The sequence below is a fragment of the Micromonospora sp. DH14 genome (assembly GCF_029809455.1).
GTDB classification, from domain to species: Bacteria; Actinomycetota; Actinomycetes; order Mycobacteriales; family Micromonosporaceae; genus Micromonospora; species Micromonospora parva.
On the sequence record NZ_JARVKT010000026.1, the window covers coordinates 65,970 to 85,698 of the forward strand.

The 19,729-nt window shown below is 73.6% G+C and carries 17 protein-coding genes; 13 read left to right on the top strand and 4 right to left on the bottom strand.

All coding sequences use genetic code 11. The features are described from left to right. Positions 1–163: 163 nt before the first annotated feature. The 3 genes from QCZ28_RS26325 to QCZ28_RS26335 all read right to left on the bottom strand — a co-directional run bounded on the left by QCZ28_RS26325 (position 164) and on the right by QCZ28_RS26335 (position 2,697). Positions 164–976: an ABC transporter permease gene (locus QCZ28_RS26325; protein ID WP_279519147.1), complete on the bottom strand. Its 813-nt coding sequence runs from the start codon at positions 974–976 to the stop codon at positions 164–166. Beyond that, complete coding sequence (locus tag QCZ28_RS26330; RefSeq protein WP_279519148.1) at positions 973–1,908, bottom strand: ABC transporter ATP-binding protein; 936 nt, start codon at positions 1,906–1,908, stop codon at positions 973–975. The genes QCZ28_RS26325 and QCZ28_RS26330 overlap by 4 nt, the downstream gene beginning before the upstream one ends. Positions 1,909–2,049: 141 nt before the next feature. Next, a complete protein-coding gene (locus QCZ28_RS26335) occupies positions 2,050–2,697 on the bottom strand; it encodes a hypothetical protein (protein ID WP_279519149.1) in 648 nt (215 codons plus the stop codon). Between the two features lie 160 nt (positions 2,698–2,857). Here QCZ28_RS26335 and QCZ28_RS26340 point away from each other — a divergent pair, with 160 nt between their 5' ends. The 9 genes from QCZ28_RS26340 (at position 2,858) to QCZ28_RS26380 (ending at position 12,201) form a co-directional block, all read left to right on the top strand. Continuing rightward, a complete protein-coding gene (locus tag QCZ28_RS26340) occupies positions 2,858–3,649 on the top strand; it encodes a GNAT family N-acyltransferase (RefSeq protein ID WP_279519150.1) in 792 nt (263 codons plus the stop codon). Beyond that, on the top strand, positions 3,646–4,584 hold the full coding sequence (locus QCZ28_RS26345; RefSeq protein ID WP_279519151.1) for a lysophospholipid acyltransferase family protein: 939 nt from the start codon (positions 3,646–3,648) through the stop codon (positions 4,582–4,584). Before QCZ28_RS26340 ends, QCZ28_RS26345 begins: the two co-directional genes overlap by 4 nt. Positions 4,585–4,730: 146 nt before the next feature. Then, positions 4,731–5,552 carry a DUF4097 family beta strand repeat-containing protein gene (locus QCZ28_RS26350; RefSeq protein ID WP_279519152.1) on the top strand — a complete coding sequence of 274 codons (822 nt, stop codon included), beginning with the start codon at positions 4,731–4,733 and terminating at the stop codon, positions 5,550–5,552. Beyond that, positions 5,549–6,160, top strand: coding sequence for a PadR family transcriptional regulator (locus QCZ28_RS26355; protein WP_279519153.1), 612 nt, complete (start codon positions 5,549–5,551; stop codon positions 6,158–6,160). The genes QCZ28_RS26350 and QCZ28_RS26355 overlap by 4 nt, the downstream gene beginning before the upstream one ends. A gap of 72 nt (positions 6,161–6,232) precedes the next feature. Continuing rightward, positions 6,233–6,934: a response regulator transcription factor gene (locus tag QCZ28_RS26360; protein WP_030336721.1), complete on the top strand. Its 702-nt coding sequence runs from the start codon at positions 6,233–6,235 to the stop codon at positions 6,932–6,934. Further along, positions 6,931–8,487, top strand: a complete 1,557-nt coding sequence (locus QCZ28_RS26365) for a HAMP domain-containing sensor histidine kinase (protein ID WP_279519154.1) — start codon at positions 6,931–6,933, stop codon at positions 8,485–8,487. Before QCZ28_RS26360 ends, QCZ28_RS26365 begins: the two co-directional genes overlap by 4 nt. A 62-nt stretch (positions 8,488–8,549) precedes the next feature. Continuing rightward, entirely contained in the window at positions 8,550–10,133 is a 1,584-nt protein-coding gene (locus QCZ28_RS26370; protein WP_279519155.1) for a trypsin-like peptidase domain-containing protein, read from the top strand. A 183-nt stretch (positions 10,134–10,316) separates the two neighbouring features. Next, positions 10,317–10,988: a BON domain-containing protein gene (locus tag QCZ28_RS26375; RefSeq protein WP_279519156.1), complete on the top strand. Its 672-nt coding sequence runs from the start codon at positions 10,317–10,319 to the stop codon at positions 10,986–10,988. A gap of 157 nt (positions 10,989–11,145) precedes the next feature. Continuing rightward, entirely contained in the window at positions 11,146–12,201 is a 1,056-nt protein-coding gene (locus QCZ28_RS26380) for a glycosyltransferase family 4 protein (protein ID WP_279519169.1), read from the top strand. 48 nt (positions 12,202–12,249) lie between these two features. On the opposite strand, the gene QCZ28_RS26385 is transcribed toward QCZ28_RS26380, so the two are convergent. After that, a complete protein-coding gene (locus QCZ28_RS26385; RefSeq protein WP_279519157.1) occupies positions 12,250–13,725 on the bottom strand; it encodes a serine/threonine-protein kinase in 1,476 nt (491 codons plus the stop codon). Positions 13,726–13,918: 193 nt separating this feature from the next. Between QCZ28_RS26385 and QCZ28_RS26390 the strand changes: the two genes are divergently transcribed. The 4 genes from QCZ28_RS26390 to QCZ28_RS26405 all read left to right on the top strand — a co-directional run bounded on the left by QCZ28_RS26390 (position 13,919) and on the right by QCZ28_RS26405 (position 19,716). Beyond that, positions 13,919–14,752 carry a patatin-like phospholipase family protein gene (locus QCZ28_RS26390; RefSeq protein WP_030336732.1) on the top strand — a complete coding sequence of 278 codons (834 nt, stop codon included), beginning with the start codon at positions 13,919–13,921 and terminating at the stop codon, positions 14,750–14,752. Beyond that, on the top strand, positions 14,752–15,756 hold the full coding sequence (locus tag QCZ28_RS26395) for a 1-acyl-sn-glycerol-3-phosphate acyltransferase (protein ID WP_279519158.1): 1,005 nt from the start codon (positions 14,752–14,754) through the stop codon (positions 15,754–15,756). The genes QCZ28_RS26390 and QCZ28_RS26395 overlap by 1 nt, the downstream gene beginning before the upstream one ends. 133 nt (positions 15,757–15,889) lie before the next feature. Further along, the gene (gene cutA / locus QCZ28_RS26400; protein WP_030336735.1) at positions 15,890–16,210 is read left to right on the top strand and encodes a divalent-cation tolerance protein CutA; all 321 of its coding nucleotides are present in this window, start codon (positions 15,890–15,892) and stop codon (positions 16,208–16,210) included. 47 nt (positions 16,211–16,257) lie between these two features. After that, positions 16,258–19,716 (top strand): hypothetical protein, encoded by a 3,459-nt coding sequence (locus tag QCZ28_RS26405; protein WP_279519159.1) that lies wholly within the window; start codon positions 16,258–16,260, stop codon positions 19,714–19,716. Positions 19,717–19,729: the final 13 nt, after the last annotated feature.

Sequence of the window (19,729 nt, forward strand, 5' to 3'; positions counted from 1 at the left end):
TCCCGTGGCCGGTTTCACAGAAGATGCCAGAAGTTCGGCAACCGCTGCGGGTCCGGTGGAGAGCTGGTAGCGCGTCAGGTCCACGATGTCCCCGGGCCGCCGATGGCGGTGACGACCCCGGAGCGGCCAGCTTGTCACGGCCACCCCGGGGTCGGGTGCGCTGTCAGGCGATGTCGCGCCGCCGGGTGAGCAGGACGCCGACAACCCCGCTGACCAGCGCATAGCCGATCAGCACCAGGGCGCCGACCCACCAGGACGGAGTGAACTCCGAGGTGCCCTCCGCGATCATGACCTGGGACGCCACAGCCGGCCAGACCACCTGCCACTTGAGCACCGCCTCGCTGTCGAGAACGTTCGACAGGAGCAGGAACAGCAGGCCCACCACCTGGGTGCCGATCAGATAGAGCACCGCCGCCGTGATCACCGCTCCGAGCTGGTTGGTGATCAGCGTGCCGATGCCCACCCCGAGGATCGTCCAGATGGCGTAGGCAAGCAGGTTGAACAGCAGCGCCCGCTGCACCGGCCACTCACCGAGCTGGGTGCCGTAGTCGTTCACCGACAGGAAGATCGTCCCGGCGGCCAGGTCGATGAGCGTGGTCACCAGCCAGAAGAAGAAGCCGAGCAGGCTGGCGGCGACGAGCTTGCCGACGATCACCGAGGTCCGCCGCGGGGTCGTCAGGAACGTCGTGGTCGCCGTCTGGTGGAAGAACTCGTTGGTGACCATCAGGATGCCGATGAGCATCACGAACATCAGGCCGAGGTACTGGCCCGAGGTGTAGATGTTCGCCGCCTGCGCCGCCGGTGTCGACTGCTCGGCGCTGGCACCGAACTCCGCGCCGTCGCCGCCGAGGACGGTGACGGCGTACCAGGCGTTGAACGCGAACGCCAGGGCGATCGACAGGAACGCGCCGAGGGCCAGCCACCACCAGGTGCTGGTGGTGCGGATCTTGAGTAGCTCGGATCGGACCAGGTTCATCGGATGCCCGCCTTTCCGGCCGTCAGCTCCAGGAAGACCCGTTCCAGATCGGGCCGTTCGGTGGTCAGTTCGTGCAGCTCCACCCCGGCGGTGAGGGCGGCGCGACCGATCGTCGGGGCGTCCACCCCGGCGACCAGCAGCACGCCGTGCTCGTCGATGTCCACTGTCGCCGACTGCGCCTTCAGGGCGGCGGTCAGCGCCTCGGCCTGCGGGGTGCGGACCCGGACCCGGGCGCCCTGGGCCATCGACCCGAGCACCTGGTCGACCGGGCCCTGCCGGACCAGCTGCCCGGCCGCGATGATCACCACGTCGTCGGCGAGCAACTGCATCTCCGACAGCAGGTGGCTGGAGACCAGCACCGTACGGCCCTCGTGGGCGAGGTTCTTGAGGAATCCGCGCATCCACCGGATGCCCTCCGGGTCGAGCCCGTTGGCCGGCTCGTCGAGGATCAGCACCCGGGGGTCACCGAGCATCGCGGCGGCGATGCCGAGCCGCTGCTTCATGCCCAGCGAGTAACCCTTGAACTTGCGCTTCGCCGCCGGGCTCAGCCCGACCAGGGCCAGCGCCTCGTCGGCCCGCTGCTTGGGCAGCCCGGCCGCCGCGCAGATGACCCGCAGGTGGTTGATGCCGGTACGACCCTTGTGCGCGCTGGACGCCTCCAGCACCGCGCCGACGTGCCGCAGCGGGTTGGTGAGGTCGACGTACCGCTGACCGCTGATGGTGGCCGTGCCGGCGGTCGGCGTGACCAGGTTCAGCAGCATGCGCAGCGTGGTGGTCTTGCCGGCGCCGTTCGGGCCGAGGAAGCCGGTCACCCGTCCCGGTGCCACGGTGAAGGACAGGTTGTTCACCGCCCGGACGTTCTTGTACTGCTTCGTCAGACCGGACACCACGATCTGACCGTCGCTGGTGGGGCTTCGCTGCCCGTCAGTCATCGTTCTCCTCCCGTGTGTGGCGTCGAGGTACGCCGTGGCACAGCGTGACGGCCCAATGCAACAAGGTCAATCAGGCGCGGTCCGTATGTCCTGATCCGTCGCAGGGCGGAGGCGACTCCTCCCTGCGGACTACGGCCGGGTTCAGCGGGCGATCCAGGTTGCCCGCGCCGCGCCGAGCAGCGCGCCGTCCGGCCCGTACAGGCTGGTGTGCACGAGCGCCTTGCGGCCATCGACGCGCACCAACTCCCCGGTCACCACGCACTCGTCGCCCGGCCGCGGCAGCGCCGCGACCACCGCGGCGATGCGGCCCAGCAGGTACGGGCGGCCCGGCGCGAGCACCGCCCAACCGCCCGGGCAGTCCAACGCCGCCCAGACCGTGGCCTCGCTGACCTGCGCGGGCGCGCGGAACGGCGCGGCGGTCCGCCCGTCCGGCAGCCGGCCGGGGAAGATCCGCAGCCCGTCGACCCGTTGCGGTCCGCACACGTAGCAACCGGGGAACGGATGCTCGACCAGGCCGGGGTAGCGGGTCGCGGCGGCCACCGCCGTCTCCAGGTCGACCGGGGGTACGACGGCATCGACCACCCCGGCCGCGCGCACCTCGGCCACCAGTTCACCGGTCGGGTCCCGGACGTCCCCGTCGATCAGGGTCAGCTCGGTCTCCAGCGGTGGTGGCCGGCGCAGCGTCACCTCGACCGGCCCGCTGCCGCCCGCCGCGGCGGCGAAGGTCCCCGCGCTCCAGCCGCCGTTGCCGGAACCGGCCGGCCCGTTGAATCGGGACTCGATGCGCATCGTCGACCTCCGATGGTGCGTGTCGGCGCCGTCGCCAGCCTGCCCCGGGCAGCCTCGCACGGTCCCCGCCGGGCGTCGCCAGCGGTCTGGCCGGCCGGCGTTCACCCGATCGACACCAGTGGTCCCCGTGGATGGCAACCCGGGCACCTACACAGATCCCATGGCCGTTCTGCATGCCGCTGGCGCACCCTTGACGACCAGCGGATACACCCTGCTGATCGCCGACGACCCCATCCAGGTCGCGGCCGCGCAACGCCTGCGCCACGAGGTGTTCGCCACCGAGCTGGGCGCCACCCTCCTTCCCGGCGAGGCCGGGCTGGACGTGGACCCCTTCGACGCGTACTGCGACCATCTGATCGTCCGCGAGGACAGCACCGGCGAGGTGGTCGGCACGTACCGGCTGCTGCCACCGGGACGCACCGCTCGGCGGTACGCCGAGAACGAGTTCGACCTCACCGCGCTCGACCCGCTCCGTGACGACCTGGTCGAGACGGGCCGGTCCTGTGTGCACCCGGACCATCGCTCCGGGGCGGTGATCAACCTGATGTGGGCTGGCCTCACCCGTTACCTGCACCTGCGCGGCTCGCGCTGGCTCGGCGGCTGCGCGTCGGTGCCGGTGGCCGACGGCGGGCGGACGGTCGCCGAGGTGTGGGCCCAGGCCCAGGCCCGGCACCTGTCGCCGCCGCCGCTGCGGGTCCGCCCGTTGCGGCCCTGGTTCGCCGAGGCCGCCTCCGCGCCCGGCTCGCTCCCCGCCGCAGCCGGCCCGCTCCCCGCCGCCGGGCGCGCCACCATTCCGCCACTGCTGCGGGGTTACCTCCGGCTGGGCGCGTGGATCTGCGGCGAGCCGTCGTACGACAGTGACTTCGGCTGCGCGGACTTCTACGTCCTCTTCTCCCTGGACCGGATGAACCCGCGCTACCTGCGGCACTTCCTGGGTGGGGAGCAGCGGTGACCGGCGTGCCGCGCGACCTGTGGCGGCCCTTTTCGGGCTGCGACGACGACTGCCTGCCGGTGGCCGGCGAGGTGCCCACCGTGCCGGTGGCCCGCCGGGTGCTCCGGCTGGTCGCCGCGCTCGGCATGCTGCTGGCCGGGATCCCGGTGGCGCTGCTGTCGCCAGTGCTTCCGACCCGGGAGCGGCAGACGCTGATCAGCGGCTGGGCGCGGGCCACCGTGCGCGCCTTCGGCGTCCGCCTCGTGGTGAAGGGGCGGCTGCCCCGGCGGCGCGCGCTGCTGGTCGCCAACCACGTCTCCTGGCTGGACATCCTCGCGGTGCTGGCGGTCGCGCCCACCCGCATGGTCGCGAAGCGGGAGGTCCGCTCGTGGCCGGTGCTCGGGCTGCTGGCCGCGGCGGCGGGCACGGTCTTCGTGGACCGGTCCCGGCCGCTGGCGCTGCCGACCACCGTCGGCCGGGTCGCCGACGCGCTGCGCGCCGGGCGGTCGGTGACGGTCTTCCCGGAGGGTACGACGTGGTGCGCCGGAAGCACCGCGACCGACTGCCGTCCCGGCGGTGGCTTCCGGCCCGCGACGTTCCAGGCGGCCATCGACACCGGCAGCCCGGTGGTGCCGCTGCGGCTCAGCTACCGCTGCGCGGCCACCGGGTCGACCACCACGGTCGCCGCCTTCCTCGGCGCGGACACCCTGCTGCGCTCGGTGGCCCGGGTGGTCACGGCGCGGGAGCTGGTGGTCTCGGTGACGATCGCCGGAGCGCTGCACCCGGCCCGTGGCGCCGACCGGCGGTGGCTGGCCCGGGCCGCCGAGTCGGCCGTACACCTGGTGCCGGCGGCGGGTGCCCCGACGCCGGCCCGGCTGCGGGCGGTCCCCACGGCGACCCCGACTGTTCCGGTCCCGGCCCACACCCCCGATCGGGAGCTGGACCTGGCGGCCTGAGGGAGAGCCGCCCGCGCCCTGCGCCCGCGCGATCTTGAGGTGCGGAGGCGTGCGACACTCGCGACTGTCTTGTGATGTCGCGATGTATCGCGTTACATTCTTCTCGTGTTCGACGTGCGTCCGCGCGTCGGCGGGAGGGGGACGCCATGGCCGGATGGACGATCGAGAGCCCGCAGCGGCTCACGGTGGATGATCCCGTTGTCAGGCTGGACGTCCGACTGATCAGTGGGCGGCTCAACGTGGTCGCCACCGACGGGCCGACCCGGATCGACGTGACCCAGGTCGGCCGTCGGCCGGTCCTGATCGACCACGTCGACGGCCGGCTCAGCATCCGTCAGGAGCGCGGTCGGGGCTGGTCGGACGTCCTGCGGTGGTTCCGGATGATCCACCGCTATCCCCGGGTGGACGTCTCCATCGCCGTGCCCGCCGACGTCCTCGCCGATCTGGGCCTGGTCGCGGGCTCACTCGTCGCCTCCGGCCTGCGCCGGCAGACCACCGTCGACGTCGTCGCTGGCCAGATCACCCTGATGGGGCTCCGTGGCAGCACCTCCGCGAAGATCACCTCCGGGCCGGTGGAAGCGCTCGGCGTCCGGGGCGACCTCACCCTGGAGACGGTCTCCGGGGAGGTGATCCTCGCCGACAGCGCCGCCGACCGGGTGCGGGCGCAGACCGTCTCCGGCGCGATCACCTGCGATCTGGACAACCCTCGGCGCAGCGAGATCCGGCTGACCACCATCTCGGGCAGCATCACCGTCCGGGTCCGCGAGGACAGCGACCTCGCCGTCCGGCTGAACACCGCTTCCGGCCGCATCACCAGCGGCTTTCCGCAGCTGAGCACCTCGACCTTCCCGCTTCCCAGCAGCGAGGGGGTGCTCGGCGCCGGCGACGGTAAGCTCTGGGCTTCCGCGACCTCGGGCAGCATCGCCCTGCTCGCCCGAGCGGTCGACGACGGGGAGGAGCTGCCGTGACTGCCGTGTTCAGCCACGGTCGGCTCCGGCTCTACCTGCTCAAGCTCCTCGACGACGGCCCGAAGCACGGCTACGAGCTGATCCGACTGCTGGAGGACCGGTTCCTCGGGCTGTACGCGCCCAGCGCCGGCACCATCTACCCCCGGCTGCAACGGCTGGAGGTCGAAGGGCTGGTCAGCCACACTGCGGCCGGTGGCCGCAAGACGTACGAGATCACCGACGCCGGGCGTGCCGAGCTGCGCCAGCGGGCCGGCGAACTGACCGCGTTGGAGACGGACATCGCCGCCTCCGTGGCGGATCTCTCCAGCCTGGCCGGCGAGATCCGCAGCGAGGTACGCGGATCGGTGCGCGACCTCAAACGGGAGCTGAGCGAGGCCACCCGGCAGACCCGGCGAGCCCGGTGGGAGGCGGCCGCGCCGCCGCCCCGCCCGACGTCGACCACCGGCCCGCAGGCGGAGCTGTTCGACGAACTCGACCAGCGGTTGGCCGCGTTCACCGCCGAGGTGGGCCGGCTGATGCGCGCCCGGCAGTTCAGCGACACCCAGCTGCGCACCGCGATCCGGCTGCTCGACGGGGCCCTCGACGGGCTGCGTCGCCTGCTGCGATGACCGACGGCGACTCACAGGCTTTTTGCAGGAAGCGTCCAGCGCTGGCGCAGTGACGTCACCGATGATTGGCACATGCCCGCTACCCAGACCGAGGCGCGACTGCTCGTCGTCGAGGACGACCCCAACATCCTCGAACTGCTCTCCGCGAGCCTGCGGTTCGCGGGCTTCGACGTGGCCACCGCGACAAGCGGGAGCGCGGCGCTCAACGCCGCCAAGGACCACCGGCCCGACCTGGTGGTGCTCGACGTGATGCTCCCCGACCTGGACGGCTTCGAGGTCATCCGGATGCTCCGCGAGGGCGGCACGCGTACCCCGGTGGTGTTCCTGACCGCGCGGGACGCCACCGACGACAAGATCCGTGGGCTGACCCTGGGCGGGGACGACTACGTCACGAAGCCGTTCAGCCTGGAGGAGTTGACCGCCCGGATCCGCGCGGTGCTGCGCCGCACCACGACCGGCGAGCAGGCCCCGTCCCGGCTCACCTTCGCCGACCTGGAGTTGGACGAGGAGACCCACGAGGTGCACCGGGCCGGCCAGCGCGTGCAGCTCTCGCCGACCGAGTTCAAGCTGCTGCGGTACCTGATGCTCAACGCCAACCGGGTGCTGTCCAAGGCGCAGATCCTCGACCACGTCTGGAACTACGACTTCCGGGGCGACGACAACATCGTCGAGTCCTACATCTCGTACCTGCGGCGCAAGGTCGACACCACCCAGCCCCGGCTGATCCACACTCTCCGCGGGGTGGGGTACGTGCTGCGCAAGCCGGCGGCGTGAACGCGGTCCAGCAGGCGAAGGGTCGGGTACGCAGCGTCCCGCTGCGGGTGAAGCTGGTCACCTCGGTGCTCGCGCTGGTCGCCGTCGCGCTGCTGGTGATCAGCTCACTGACCGCCTACTTCCTGCGCAACTACCTGGAGGGCCAGGTGGACGGGCAGGTCAGGTCGACCGCTCAGGGCCTCGGCCAGCTGCTCCCGAAGCTGCGCAGCGGTGAGGTCGGCGCCATGCTGCCCAGCGACTACGTCGTGATCGTGGCCGACGAGCAGCGGGTGTACGCCCCCCAGTACGACGGCCGCAGCTTCGACCCCGACCAACTGCCCGCGTTCCCCACCAGTCGCGCGGGTTTCGAGGCCGAGGAGGGCGAGCCGCGAAACGTCCGGTCCCACGACGGCTACACCCGCTGGCGGGTGTACTACGCCCCGCAGCGGGACGGTTCGGTGCTGGCCGTGGGGCAGCCGCTGACCGATGTGGACCGGGCGGTGAAGCAGCTCGTCTGGATAGACCTACTGGTCGGCGGTGCGGTGCTGATCATGTTGGCTTCGGTCGGTGCGGCGATCGTCCGGACCAGTCTCAAACCGTTGGTGGAGATCGAACGCACCGCCGCCGCGATCGCCGGCGGTGACCTGACCCGCCGGGTGCCCGACCCGGAGGAGGGGCAGGAGTATCCGACCTCTGAGCTGGGCCGGCTCTCCCGTGCGCTGAACGCGATGCTCACCCAGATCGAGGCGGCGTTCACCGCCCGAGCCGCCTCGGAAACCTCGGCCCGCTGGGCGGAGAGCGCCGCCCGTGACGCCGCCGCCGCCGCTCAGGCGTCCGAGTCGCGGGCCATCCGCTCCGAGGAGCGGATGCGGCAGTTCGTGGCCGACGCCTCCCACGAGTTGCGTACCCCACTCACCACCATTCGTGGCTTCGCCGAGCTGTACCGGCAGGGAGCGGCCCGCGCGCCGGAGCAGACCGCCGGTCTGCTGCGCCGGATCGAGGACGAGGCGGCCCGGATGGGGCTGCTGGTGGAGGATCTGCTGCTGCTTGCCCGGTTGGACCGGGAACGGCCCCTCGCGTTGACCCCGGTGGAACTGCCGGTGCTCGCCTCCGACGCCGTGCAGGCCGCGCGGGCGATGGCACCGGACCGGCGCATCGAGCTGGAGATCGAGCCCGAATCAGGCCCGCTGGTCGTCTCCGCCGACGACGCGCGGTTGCGGCAGGTGATCGGCAACCTGGTCACCAACGCGCTCACCCACACCCCGCCGGAGGCCGAGATCCGGGTACGCCTGCGTGCCGAGCCGGGTGGCTCCGCCGTCGTGGAGGTGGCCGACACCGGCCCCGGTCTCTCGCCTGAGCAGGCGGAACGGGTCTTCGAGCGGTTCTACCGGGCCGACGCGGCCCGTACGCGGCGGGCCGACGGCAACACCGGCACCGGTCTCGGCCTGGCCATCGTGGCCGCCCTGGTCGCCGCCCACCACGGCACGGTCGAGGTGACCGAGACGCCCGGCGGTGGGGCCACCTTCCGGGTCCAGCTGCCGTTGCTGCCACAGGTCGACGACGCGGCCGAGTGACTTTCAGCCAACTTCCAGGACGGTTCCAGCTTGATTGCAGTGCTGGGGGAGAAGGTAGTGCCATGACCGAGTTCGAGTCCGACCCGCAGCGCCGGCCGGCCCCCACCGACGCCGAGCCGTCGCACCCCACTGCCGAGCTGCCGCGCGACGAGCGCGTGCAGTCCGACTCCCCGACCACCCCCATGCAGGCCGTGTCGACCGACGGTGACCCGACGGTCGCCTCGACCGCCGCTGACCCGGAGGCCACGGCCGCCACCCCGGCCGCCGCCACGTCGACCGGGTACGAGCCGTCGACCGGCTACGAGCGCCCGGCCGCCACCCCGTCCGCGCCGCCGTACCCGGTCTCGGGTCACCCGGCGCCCGGCCAGCCCGGCTATCCACAGCCGGCCGCCGGTCACTACCCCGGTGCCCCCTGGTACGCGGGCCAGCAGTCCGGCTGGGCCGGCGGGGGCCAGCCGGGCATGGCGTACGGCCAGCACCAGCAGCACCCTCAGCACCAGCAGCACCCCGGTCTGCATGCTCAGCACCCGGGCCAGCCGGTCCCGCCGTGGGGCCCCCAGGTCGCGCCGCCCGGCAGTGGTCCCCGACCGGGCCGGATCGCGAAGTTCGCCGGTGCCGGCGTCGCGGTGTTCGCGCTGATGCTCGGTTCCGGCGTGGCCGGTGGGGCGCTCGCGCTCGCCCTCGACGGCGACAGCGGAGGCATCACCCGCACCTACTCCGCGGCACCGGTGATCAATGGCGCGGACCTGCCGAAGATCGCCGCGTCGGTGCAGGACAGTGTCGTCTCGATCACCACGGACAGCGGTGAGGGCTCCGGAGTGGTGCTCAGCGCCGACGGGTATGTGCTGACCAACAACCACGTGGTCGCGTCCGCCGCCGGTGACGCCGTACGGGTGGTCTTCGCCGACGGCAAGACCGCCGACGCGAAGATCATCGGCACCGACCCGAAGACCGACCTGGCTGTGGTGAAGGCCAGCGGGGTGAGCGACCTCAAGCCGGCGAAGTTCGGTGACAGCGACGCCATGCAGGTCGGCGACCAGGTGCTCGCCCTGGGCAGCCCGCTCGGCCTGCAGGGTTCGGTGACCTCGGGCATCCTCAGCGCCCGCGACCGCACCATCCGCGCCGGTGAGGGCCAGCCGCAGGACCCGCGCCAGCAGCAGAGCCAGACCGTCAGCTCGATCTCCGGCCTGCTCCAGACCGACGCGCCGATCAACCCCGGCAACTCCGGCGGCGCGCTGGTCAACACCCGGGGCGAGGTGATCGGCGTCAACACCGCCATCGCGACCTCCGGGCAGAGCACCGGCAACATCGGTGTCGGTTTCGCCATCCCCAGCAACAAGGCCAAGGACGTCGCCGGCAAGCTCCAGCGTGGCGAGAAGGTCAGCCACCCGTCGCTCGGGGTCGGCGTCAACCAGGCCGAGGGCGGCGGCGCGCTCGTCGCGTCGGTCACCCCGGGCAGCCCGGCCGAGAAGGCCGGCCTCCAGCGCGGCGACGTCGTCACCCGGTTCGGCGACAAGCCGGTCAACGACTCGGACGACCTGGTCGGCGCGGTGCAGGCCGGCAAGGTCGGCGACCGGGTCGACGTGCAGTTCAAGCGCAACGGGGCCGAGAAGTCGGTGACCGTCACGCTCGCCGAGACGTCCTGACAACACCTGAACCTGCTTCCTCCCTCCGGCGGCGGGTGGCGGGGCCGAGGGGGTCGGCTCCGTCACCCGCCGCTTTTCCGCCCGGACGGCGGTTCACCCGGATCGGGTGAACCGCCGTCACCCGTCCGCCCGGCAGGTTCGGTGGGCGAGTCTCGGCGACCGGAACCGGGGGGGTGGGGTGCCATGACCGACGTGGTGGGTGTGCGTGACGACCGGCGGATCCAACGCGACGTCCTGGCCGAGCTGGCCTGGGACGCCCAGCTGCAACCGAACGAGATCGGGGTGACCGTCGACCAGGGCGTCGTCACCCTGACCGGATTCGTGGATGGTGCCGCTCGCGGTTGGGCCGCGACACGGTGTGCGCAGCGGGTTCGCGGCGTACGGGCGGTGGCCGACGAGATGGAGGTGCGGCTGCCCGGCACCCCGGGGCGTACCGACGCGGAGGTCGCCATCGCCGCCACCCGCGCCCTGGAGTGGGACAGTTTCGTGCCCGCCGAGCGGCTGGACGTGACAGTGGCCAACGGCTGGCTGATGCTGCGCGGCGAGGTCGAGTTCGGGTGGCAGCGGCGGGCCGCCGAGGGCGAGGTGCGTCGCCTCGACGGCATCCGGGGCATCACCAACCTGATCGAGGTACGGCCCCCGGCGCCACCGGCCGGCGAGCGGCTGCGGCAGGACGTCCAGCGGGCGTTGGCGCGCACCCTCGGCGGCGAGCGGGTGACCGTCGAGGTGGACGGCGACACGCTGGTCCTCGCCGGAGTGGTCCGGTCCTGGTGGGAACGCGACCAGGTGGAACGGGTGGCGTGGTCCGCGCCCGGGGTGCGGTCGGTCCACGACCTGCTTCTGGTGGGCGGGTGATCGTCCGCCGTGTCCGGTTTACCGGGGACACCACGGGGAACCCGCCGCCGACCGGCGTGACCGGCGGTGTCACCGCACCGGGGACCAACGGGGAGGATTCGTGGCCGTGAACCACCCGCCTGCGGGCCGCCCCGAGGAGCGGCCGCTGCGCATCGCGATGGTGGTTCCGCCGTGGCTGTCCGTACCTCCGCCCGGTTACGGCGGCCTTGAACAGGTCGTCGCCGCCCTGGTGGACGCGCTCTGCCGGCAGGGGCACGGGGTGACCCTCTTCGGTGCCGGCGGTGACCACGGCACGGCAGCCGACGGCTTCGTCTCCACCGTCGCCGAGGTCCAGTACGAGCGGCTCGGCGAGTCACTGCCGGAGCTGGCTCACCTGGCCCGAGTGAAACGGTTGATCAGCGCTGCCGACTTCGACGTGATCCACGACCACACCACCATCGGCCCGCTGGTCGCCGGCCGCCGGGCCGTGCCGACGGTCGCGACAGTGCACGGAAACCCGGTGGGGGAGTACGGCGACGTGCTGAGCGACGTCGACGCGGGGGTCGCCCTGGTGGCGATCTCGCACGCCCAGCGCCGACTGAACCCGAACCTGCAGTGGGCCGGGACGGTGCACAACGCATTGGACATCCGCGGCTTTCCGCGTAAGCACACACCCGGCGCGGGGCCGGTGCTGTGGCTGGCCCGGTTCAGCCCGGACAAGGGCCCGGACACCGCCATCCAGGCGTGCCGGGCCGCCGGGTTGCCGCTGCTGCTGGCCGGCAAGTGCAACGAGCCGGCCGAGCGCCGCTACTACGAGCAGGTCGTCGCGCCGATGGTCGGCGAGGATGTGACAGTCGTGCTCAACGCGGACCGCGCGACAACGCTGCGGATGCTGGTCGACGCCCGCTGCCTGATCATGCCGATCCAGTGGGACGAGCCGTTCGGCATGGTGATGCTGGAGGCGATGGCGACCGGCACACCGGTGGTCGCGCTCAACCGGGGTGCGGTGCCGGAGCTGGTCCGGCCGGGGCTGACCGGGCTCGTCGTCGAGCGGTCGGAGGAGCTGCCCGCGGCGTTGCTCGCGGCGGAGCGACTCGACCCGGAGGACTGCGTGGCGCACGTCGCCCAGAACTTCTCGGTCGACCGGATGGCGAGCGGCTACGCCGAGGTCTATCGGCGCTTCGCCCTCGGCCGGCACGACGTCCGCGAACCGGTCCGGGTGCCGGTGCGCTGACCGGCACCCGGACCGGGTGCCGGTGCGCTGACCGGCCGTGCCGTCCGGTCAGGCCCCGGTCGCGCCCAGCTCGGCGATGGCGGCGTCGAGGCGACCCGCGTACGCCGGACTGATGCCGCCCTCACCGACGCGGACGGTGACCTTCGTGCGCAGCCGGGCCACCGGTGGGGCCAGCTTCTCTCGGCCGGAGCTGACCGCCGCGGTCAGGTTGCGCAGCTCGTTGCGCAGGTCGAGGGCCACGTCCTCGCGGATCTCCCCGGCGCTCAAGCCGGCGGTGATCAACCCGTCGACCCGGTTGGCGGCCTCGGCCAGGGTGCCCGGGTCCGAGGTGGGCGCGCCGGTCGTCGGCTCCGCCGACGGGGGCGCGGTCGGCGGGGCCGGTGTGGTCGGCGCGGACGACCCGGGGGTCGGCGGGTCGGCCGACGGGGTCACCACCGGCGCGGCGGAGGGTTGCGCCCGGCGGGTCGGCTGCTGCTCGGGCAGCAGGGCCACCCCGGCCAGCGTCACCCCGACGGCCAGCGCCAGCAACAACACCAGCCGCCGCCGGGACCAGCCGGCCCCGGCCTCCGGCTCGCCCGGGGCAACGGAGGCCCCGCCGTCCACTGCCCCGTCGGCCGTCGCCATCCCGGCCGTCGCCACGGCCGGCGTCGCCACGGCGGGAGACGACGGTGGCGGGGGCTCGGTGGGCACCCGGATGGTCGCGGTCGGAGGTTCGGCCGGCAGCGCGTGGTCGCGGAGCGCGGTGGCGACCTGCCGGGCGGTCGGCCGATCGGCCGGGTTCCGGGCGAGACTGCGCAGGCAGATCTGGGCCACTGTCGGGGGCAGGTCCGGCAGGTCGGCCAGCGTCGGCGCAGGACCGCTGGCCAACGCGGAACTGAGCTGCTCCCAGGTGTCCGCCGGGTACGGAACCCGGCCGGTGAGCGCCTCGTGCAGGAGTACGCCGAGCGAGTAGACGTCGGTGGACGGCTGGGCCGGCGCGCCGTCGAGGCGTTCCGGGGCGACGTACGCCGGGGTGCCGAAGGTTTCGCCGTCCTCATCCTCGTCGGGTGCGCCGATCCGGGTGGCGATGCCGAAGTCGAGCACCTTGGCGCCCGTCCCGGTCATCATCACGTTGGCCGGGGTGATGTCCCGGTGCACGATGCCGAGGCGGTGCGCGGCGGCCAGCGCGTCCGCGACCTGCGCGCCCACCTGGACCGCCTCGGTCCACGGCAACGGCCCCTCGGTGAGCCGGAGCTTCAACTCCTCGCCGCTGAGCAGCTCCATCACCACGAACGAGGTGATCGAGCCGTCCGGGTCGACAGTCTCGCCGTAGTCGTGCACGGAGGTCAGGTGCGGGTGCACCAACTGGGCGGCGGCCCGCGCCTCCTCGCGCACCATGCCCCGGAAGCGCGCGTCGGCGGCGAGTGACGGGGCGAGCACCTTGAGCGCCACCACCCGGTCCAGCACCTCGTCCCGGGCACGCCAGATGACCGACATGCCGCCGGCGCCGATCTGGTCCAGAAGTCGGTATCTGCGAGCCAGCAATCGGCCCGGATGCAGTGCTGCCTTCACAGATCGCACCTGCCTCAGGGGTGGGAGCGGTATCAGGTTGCGCGAATGTGTCCGGCCTGTCAACGCCGTCGCCGCCGGCCGTCGGCGGACGGTCCCTGCCGTGCGGTGACCGTCGGCTGACCACGCCCCAACCGGTCGGCGGCGGGTCCGTGCCAGGATGGGAGACATGGCGGGGGGACCGGTGGCGTTCGTGCTCGGCGGCGGCGGAGTGCTCGGCGCGGTCGAGGTCGGCATGTTGCGCGCGCTGTTCCGCGCCGGCATCCAACCCGACATGGTGCTCGGCACCTCGATCGGCGCGGTGAACGGTGCGCTGGTCGCCGCCGACCCGTCGGAGGCGGTGACCGACCGGCTGGTCCGGCTGTGGGCCTCGCCGGAGGCGAGCGAGGTGTACGGCGACTCGGTCGCCCGGCAACTGCGCCGCTTCGCCGCCCGGACCCACCTGCACTCACCCCGGCCGCTGCGCCGCCTGCTCGAAAGCGAGCTGGGGGTGGACACCACCTTCGCCGATCTGCGGGTGCCGTTCCGCTGCTGCGCCGCCCACATCGAGCGGGCCGCCGAGCACTGGTTCGACAGCGGTCCGGTGGTCCCGGCGGTGATGGCGTCGGCGTCGGTGCCGGGGCTGCTTCCGCCGATGCAGATCGACGGCGCGCACTACGTGGACGGCGGGATCGTCAACTCCATCCCGATCGGCGAGGCGGTGGCCGTGGGCGCCCGCCGGATCTACGTCCTCCAGGTGGGCCGGATCGAACGGGAGCTGACCCCGCCCCGCCGGCCATGGGAGATCGCGCAGGTCGCGTTCGAGATCTCCCGACGGCACCGGTTCTTCCGGGAGATGGCGGCGCTGCCCGAGGGGGTGGAGGTGCACGTCCTGCCGACCGGCGGGCTGAACCCCCGCGACGACACGCCGTGGGCGTACCGGGACATGGCGGCGGTGGGACGGCGGATCAGCCGCGCGTACACCGCCTCCCGGCGCTACCTCGCCACCCACGCGGAGCGGTGATGCCGCTGCCTCCCCGGTGGCTGCGTCGGCTGTTGCTGGCCCCCGCCGTCGTGCTGCTCGCCTTTTTCGTGGTCACCACGCTGCCGGTCTGGGCACTGCTCGCCGCGGCCGCGTCCCCGCTGGTCCCGGGCCGGTTGCGCCCGCTGCGGCTGCTCTGGATCGGCTGCTTCTACCTGGTCTGGGACGCTGCGGCGCTACTCGCGCTCTTCGTGCTCTGGGTCGTGTCCGGCTTCGGCTGGCGCACCAGGTCGCCGGCCTTCCAGCGCGCGCACTACGTGCTGGCCGGCTGGTTCCTGCGGGTGCTGTTCTGGCAGGCACGGTGGACACTGCGGTTGAGCATCGACGTGGTGGGCACGGACCCGGACACCGCGCTGCCCGGCCGACCCGAGCTGGTGCTCTGTCGGCACGCCGGGCCCGGTGACTCGTTCATCCTGATCCACGGGCTGGTCAACTGGTTCCACCGGGAGCCACGCATCGTCCTCAAGGACAGCCTCCAGTGGGATCCCGCGGTCGACGTGCTGCTCAACCGGCTGCCCAACCGGTTCATCGCGCCGACGCCGGAGCGCGGCGAGGAGACGGTCCGTCAGGTCGGGCACCTGGCCAGCGGCCTGGACGACAACGACGCGTTCGTGATCTTCCCCGAGGGCGGCAACTTCACCCCCAAGCGGCGGTTGCGCGCCATCGCCCGGCTGCGCTCACTCGGCCTGGAACGGATGGCGCTGCGCGCCGAGCGGATGCGCCACGTGCTCGCCCCGCAGCCCGGTGGGATGCTCGCCGCGCTGGACGCCGCGCCGGACGCCGGGGTCATCTTCGTCGCCCACACCGGACTGGACCGGATGCTCACCGTCGCCGACGTGTGGCGGGAACTGCCGATGGACAAGCGGATCGTGATGCGGTTCTGGTCGGTGCCGCCGGAGGAGGTTCCGACCGGGCGGCAGCAGCGCATCGACTGGCTCTTCGACTGGTGGGCGCAGATCGACTCCTGGATCGCCGCAAACCGGTGAGCGCGAGGAGTGCAGCGAAGCGGAGCCCCGCAGTCGCGAGGTGAGGCGGGCTCCGGTGAGCGGGGCGATGCGGAGCGTGGCGGTCGCGGGCGATTGACGGGCTCAGCGGCGTATGGCCGCGTAGGGTGCGGGCGTGGACGAGATCTGCGTGGTGACAACTGTGGTTGACGCGCGTTCGGTCGCCGATGTGCTGGCGGCCGCGGCCGTCGCCGGCAGGCTCGCCGCCTGCGCCCAGGTGGGTGGTCAGGTGGACAGCACCTACTGGTGGCGGTCCGGAATGGAGACGAGCACCGAATGGTCGGTGCAGTTCAAGACCGCACCGGACCGGCTCGCCGCGTTGCTGGACCAGATCCGGGTGAGTCACCCGTACGAGGTGCCGGAGATCCTGGTGTCCAGGGTGGAGAGCGGCAACCCCGACTACGCCACCTGGGTGTACGAGCACACCCGTTCCTGAGTACGCGCACTCTGGGGCGTACCCCGTGGGCTGTCGATGATGACCGGGTGGACGACACCCGTTACCCCTGCCCCGCTTGCGGTGCGCCGGCCGATCTGAGTGCCGGTTGCTCCGGCTGCCGGCGCGCGCCCGACCCGATAGCCGCCGAGGTGGTCCGGCTGAGCCGGGAGGTCGCCGAGCTGGAGCCGCAGGTGGAGCGGGCTCGCCGCGCGTACACCGAGCTGGCCGGACGCCTGACGACCGTGTCGCGGCGGCGTGCCGAACTGGCGGCGGTCGTGCGTGCCGGGTTGGCTGCCCCGGTTGTGGCGCGCCCCCCGTCGCTCGTCGGGCCGGCGCCGGCCATCGGCCCGGGCCCCGGCGTGGCGGTGGATTCGCGGCCGGGTGCGGCGGAGACCTCGACGCGGACGGTCCAGGGTCTGCTCTTCGTCCTCGGTGGACTCCTGCTGGGCACCGCGGCGGTGGTGTTCACGGCTGTCGCCTGGGCGGCGGTGGGGGTTGGCGGTCGGGCGTTGATCCTGACCGCGTTCACCGCGCTCGCCCTGGGTGTGCCGCTGCTGGCGGTCCGCCGGGGGCTGCGCGGTACGGCGGAGACGTTCGCCGCGGTGGGGTTGCTGCTGGTGGTGCTGGACGGTTACGCGGCCTGGTCGGTGGACCTGGCCGGCGTGGCCGGCTGGGCGGGCAGCCGGTACGCCGCGCTGGTCGGGGGGGCCAGCGCGGCGGTCGCCGTGGCGTACGGCAGGTGGAGCGGGTTGACGGGGCCGTGGTTCGCCGCCCTGGTGGCCGCCCAGCCGGCGTTGCCGCTGCTCGCCGCGGAGACCGGGGCGGGGGCGGCCGGGTGGGCGGTGATCCTGCTCGGGGTGGCGTTGCTGAACCTGGCCGTGCTTGCCGCGCTGCGCGGCCGGGAAGGGGCGGCGCAGTTCGTCGGTCGGGTGCTGGCCGGCATCGCCCATGTCGCCGCGCTGCTGGGTGCTGCGGCGTGCGCGTTGGTGCCGCTGGTCAGCGGGCGGGCGGGGGGTTCCGCACTGCTGGCCGGTGTGCCGCTGTTGCTGGTCGCGCTGGTCGGGCTCGGTGCGGCCTGGCTCGTCGGGGGGCGGGCGCTGCGGGCGGTGGCGACGGGGCTGCTGGTGCCGGTCCTCGCCGGCGCAGTGCTGCGTCCGGTGGCCGAGCTGCGGCCGTCAGTGCTGCTGCTCGCCACGGCGGCGGTGGCGCTCGGGTTGGCCGCCGCCGTGCGGCTACTGCCGGCGGTGCACGGTGGCGACGGTTGGCGGGCCGGTGCGCGAGCCGGTGCGCTGTTCGTCGCGGCGGGCACGGCACAGGTGACCGTGCTGATCACCATCGGCTTGGCGGCCGCCGCCGTTGGCCGGTCACTGCCACCGTGGGGTGGGGCTGGGCTGGGATCGGACCTGCGCTGGGGCTGGCAGTTGGCGCCCGCCGTGGCGCTGGCGGTCGGCGCGGCGGTGCTCCTGCTGCCCCGCAACGCGCGGGTGGTGCTCGGCACGGCCGGCGCGGTGGCGGTGCTGTTGGCCGTGCCCGCCGGCTGGACGGCCTCCTGGGCTCAGGTGGTCGCCGTCGGCCTGGTCGGCGGGGTCGCGCTGCTGCTCGCCGTGCTGGCCCGCCCGGCCACCCCGCCGGTCGCCCTGCTCACCCGTGCGCTCGGCGGTGCCGTCCTGCTCGGGCACGGGTTGCTCGTCGCACTGGCCGCCCCGACCGGTGCCCTGGTGGCGCTCGGCGTTCTCGCCGCGGTCGGGCTGGCACTGGCCGTACGACGGGGGGTCGGGGCGTACCGGGAGGTGGCCGGTGCGGGTCTGCTGGTCGGGCAGCTCACGCTGCCCGCGATCGCGGCGGTGGCGCTGTTCGCCGCGGGCGCCCCGCCGTGGTGGCAGGCTCGGCTCGGGCTGGCCGGGGCCGGGCTGTCGCTGGTCGCGGCGCTCGCGGCGCGTCGCCACCGGGTGGAGCTGATCGGGTACGCGCAGACCGGCGCCGTCGTCGCGGTGACCGTGCCCGCCCTCGCGCCGCTGGTCGGGGCGGGTGACGAGCCGCTCGCGTTGTACGCCGCGCTGGCGGCGCTGGGCGTCGCGTTCGTCGCCTGCTGGGCGCCGTCGGTGAGCGCCGCCGGTCAGGCGGCCCTCGGGGACCGGCCGTCGGCAGCCGAGCGCGAGCCGGCCCGGTCGGCGCTGTTGCTGGCTGCGGGCGGAACGCTGGCGGCGGTGGCCGTGCTGGTGACTCTACCGACGGTGCTGACCGCGCTCTGGTCGCCGCACGGCGGGCGGGGCCGGGTGTGGTCGGGGGTTCCGACTGTCGTCGCCGACCCGACGGTGCTCCCGGTGGGGCTCGCGCTGGTCGTGCTGGCGGTGGCCGGGGCGTTGGCCGGTCGGCGGGTGGGGCTGTCGCTGCCGGCCGCCCTGCCGTTCGTCGCGGCGGCGCTGCCGGTGCTGTTCATCGCGGTCGGGGCGCCCTGGCCGGTGCTGCCGGCCGCCGTTCTGCTCGCCGGGCTGGCCGCGCTGCTGTTCACCGCGCTGGCCCCGCCCCGCCCGGTGCTCGCGCCGGTCGCCGTACCGGTGGGCGTGGTGCTGGTGGCATCCGGTGTGGCGGGTCTGCTGGCCACCCGGGCGGCGACGCTCGCGGCCGAGGCGGTGCTGCTGGTGGCGGCGGTCGCGGTCGCCGTCGGGGCGCGCAGGTCCGCGGTACGAGTCGTCGGTTGTCTCGCCGCCGTGGGTGCGGCGTCCGCGTTGGCGGTGACCGCCCCGCTCGCCGGCGGGCTGCCGTTGCGGGCGGCCGCGTACCCACTGCTGGGGGTAGCCGCGGTGGCGTTGGCCGCTGCGGCGGTCAGCCCGGCACGGGCCCGGCTGGGACGGGTGCTGGACGCCGCCGCGCAGGCTGTCGCGCTGGTGGCGGCGGTGTTCACCGTCGAGGTGGCACGGCATTTCGCCACCGTCTGCGTGCTCTGGGGTGTCGCCGTCGCGCTGCGACTGCTGCGCCGGGGTGAACCGGCCGGTCGGCGGTGGGCGTTCGCCGGGATCGCCGCCGGCAGCGAGTTGCTCGGAGCCTGGGTGCTGCTGGCCGCCGGTGGGGTGACGGTGCTGGAGGCGTACACACTGCCGGCTGCGGCGCTCGCCGTCGGCGCGGGTCTGCTGGCGCTGCGCACCCGGCCGGGGCTGACCAGCTGGCCGGCTCTCGGCCCGGGTCTGGTGGCGGCGTTGCTGCCCAGTCTCGTGTCGGTGCTGGTCGGGCCGGACCCGCAGCCGTGGCGGCGACTGCTCCTCGGCGCGGTTGCGGTCGGCGTGGTGCTGGCCGGCGCGAACCGCCGCTGGCAGGCGCCGGTGTTGCTCGGCGGCGGGGTGCTGATGCTGTTGGCGCTGCACGAGCTGGCCCGTGGCTGGGATCTGCTGCCCCGCTGGATCTATCTGGGGGTCGGCGGGCTGGCACTGGTCGGGCTCGCCGCCAGCTACGAGCGGCGTCGCCGTGACCTGGCTCGACTGCGCGCCGCGGTGGGCCGGCTCGGCTGAGTCGAACCAGTAG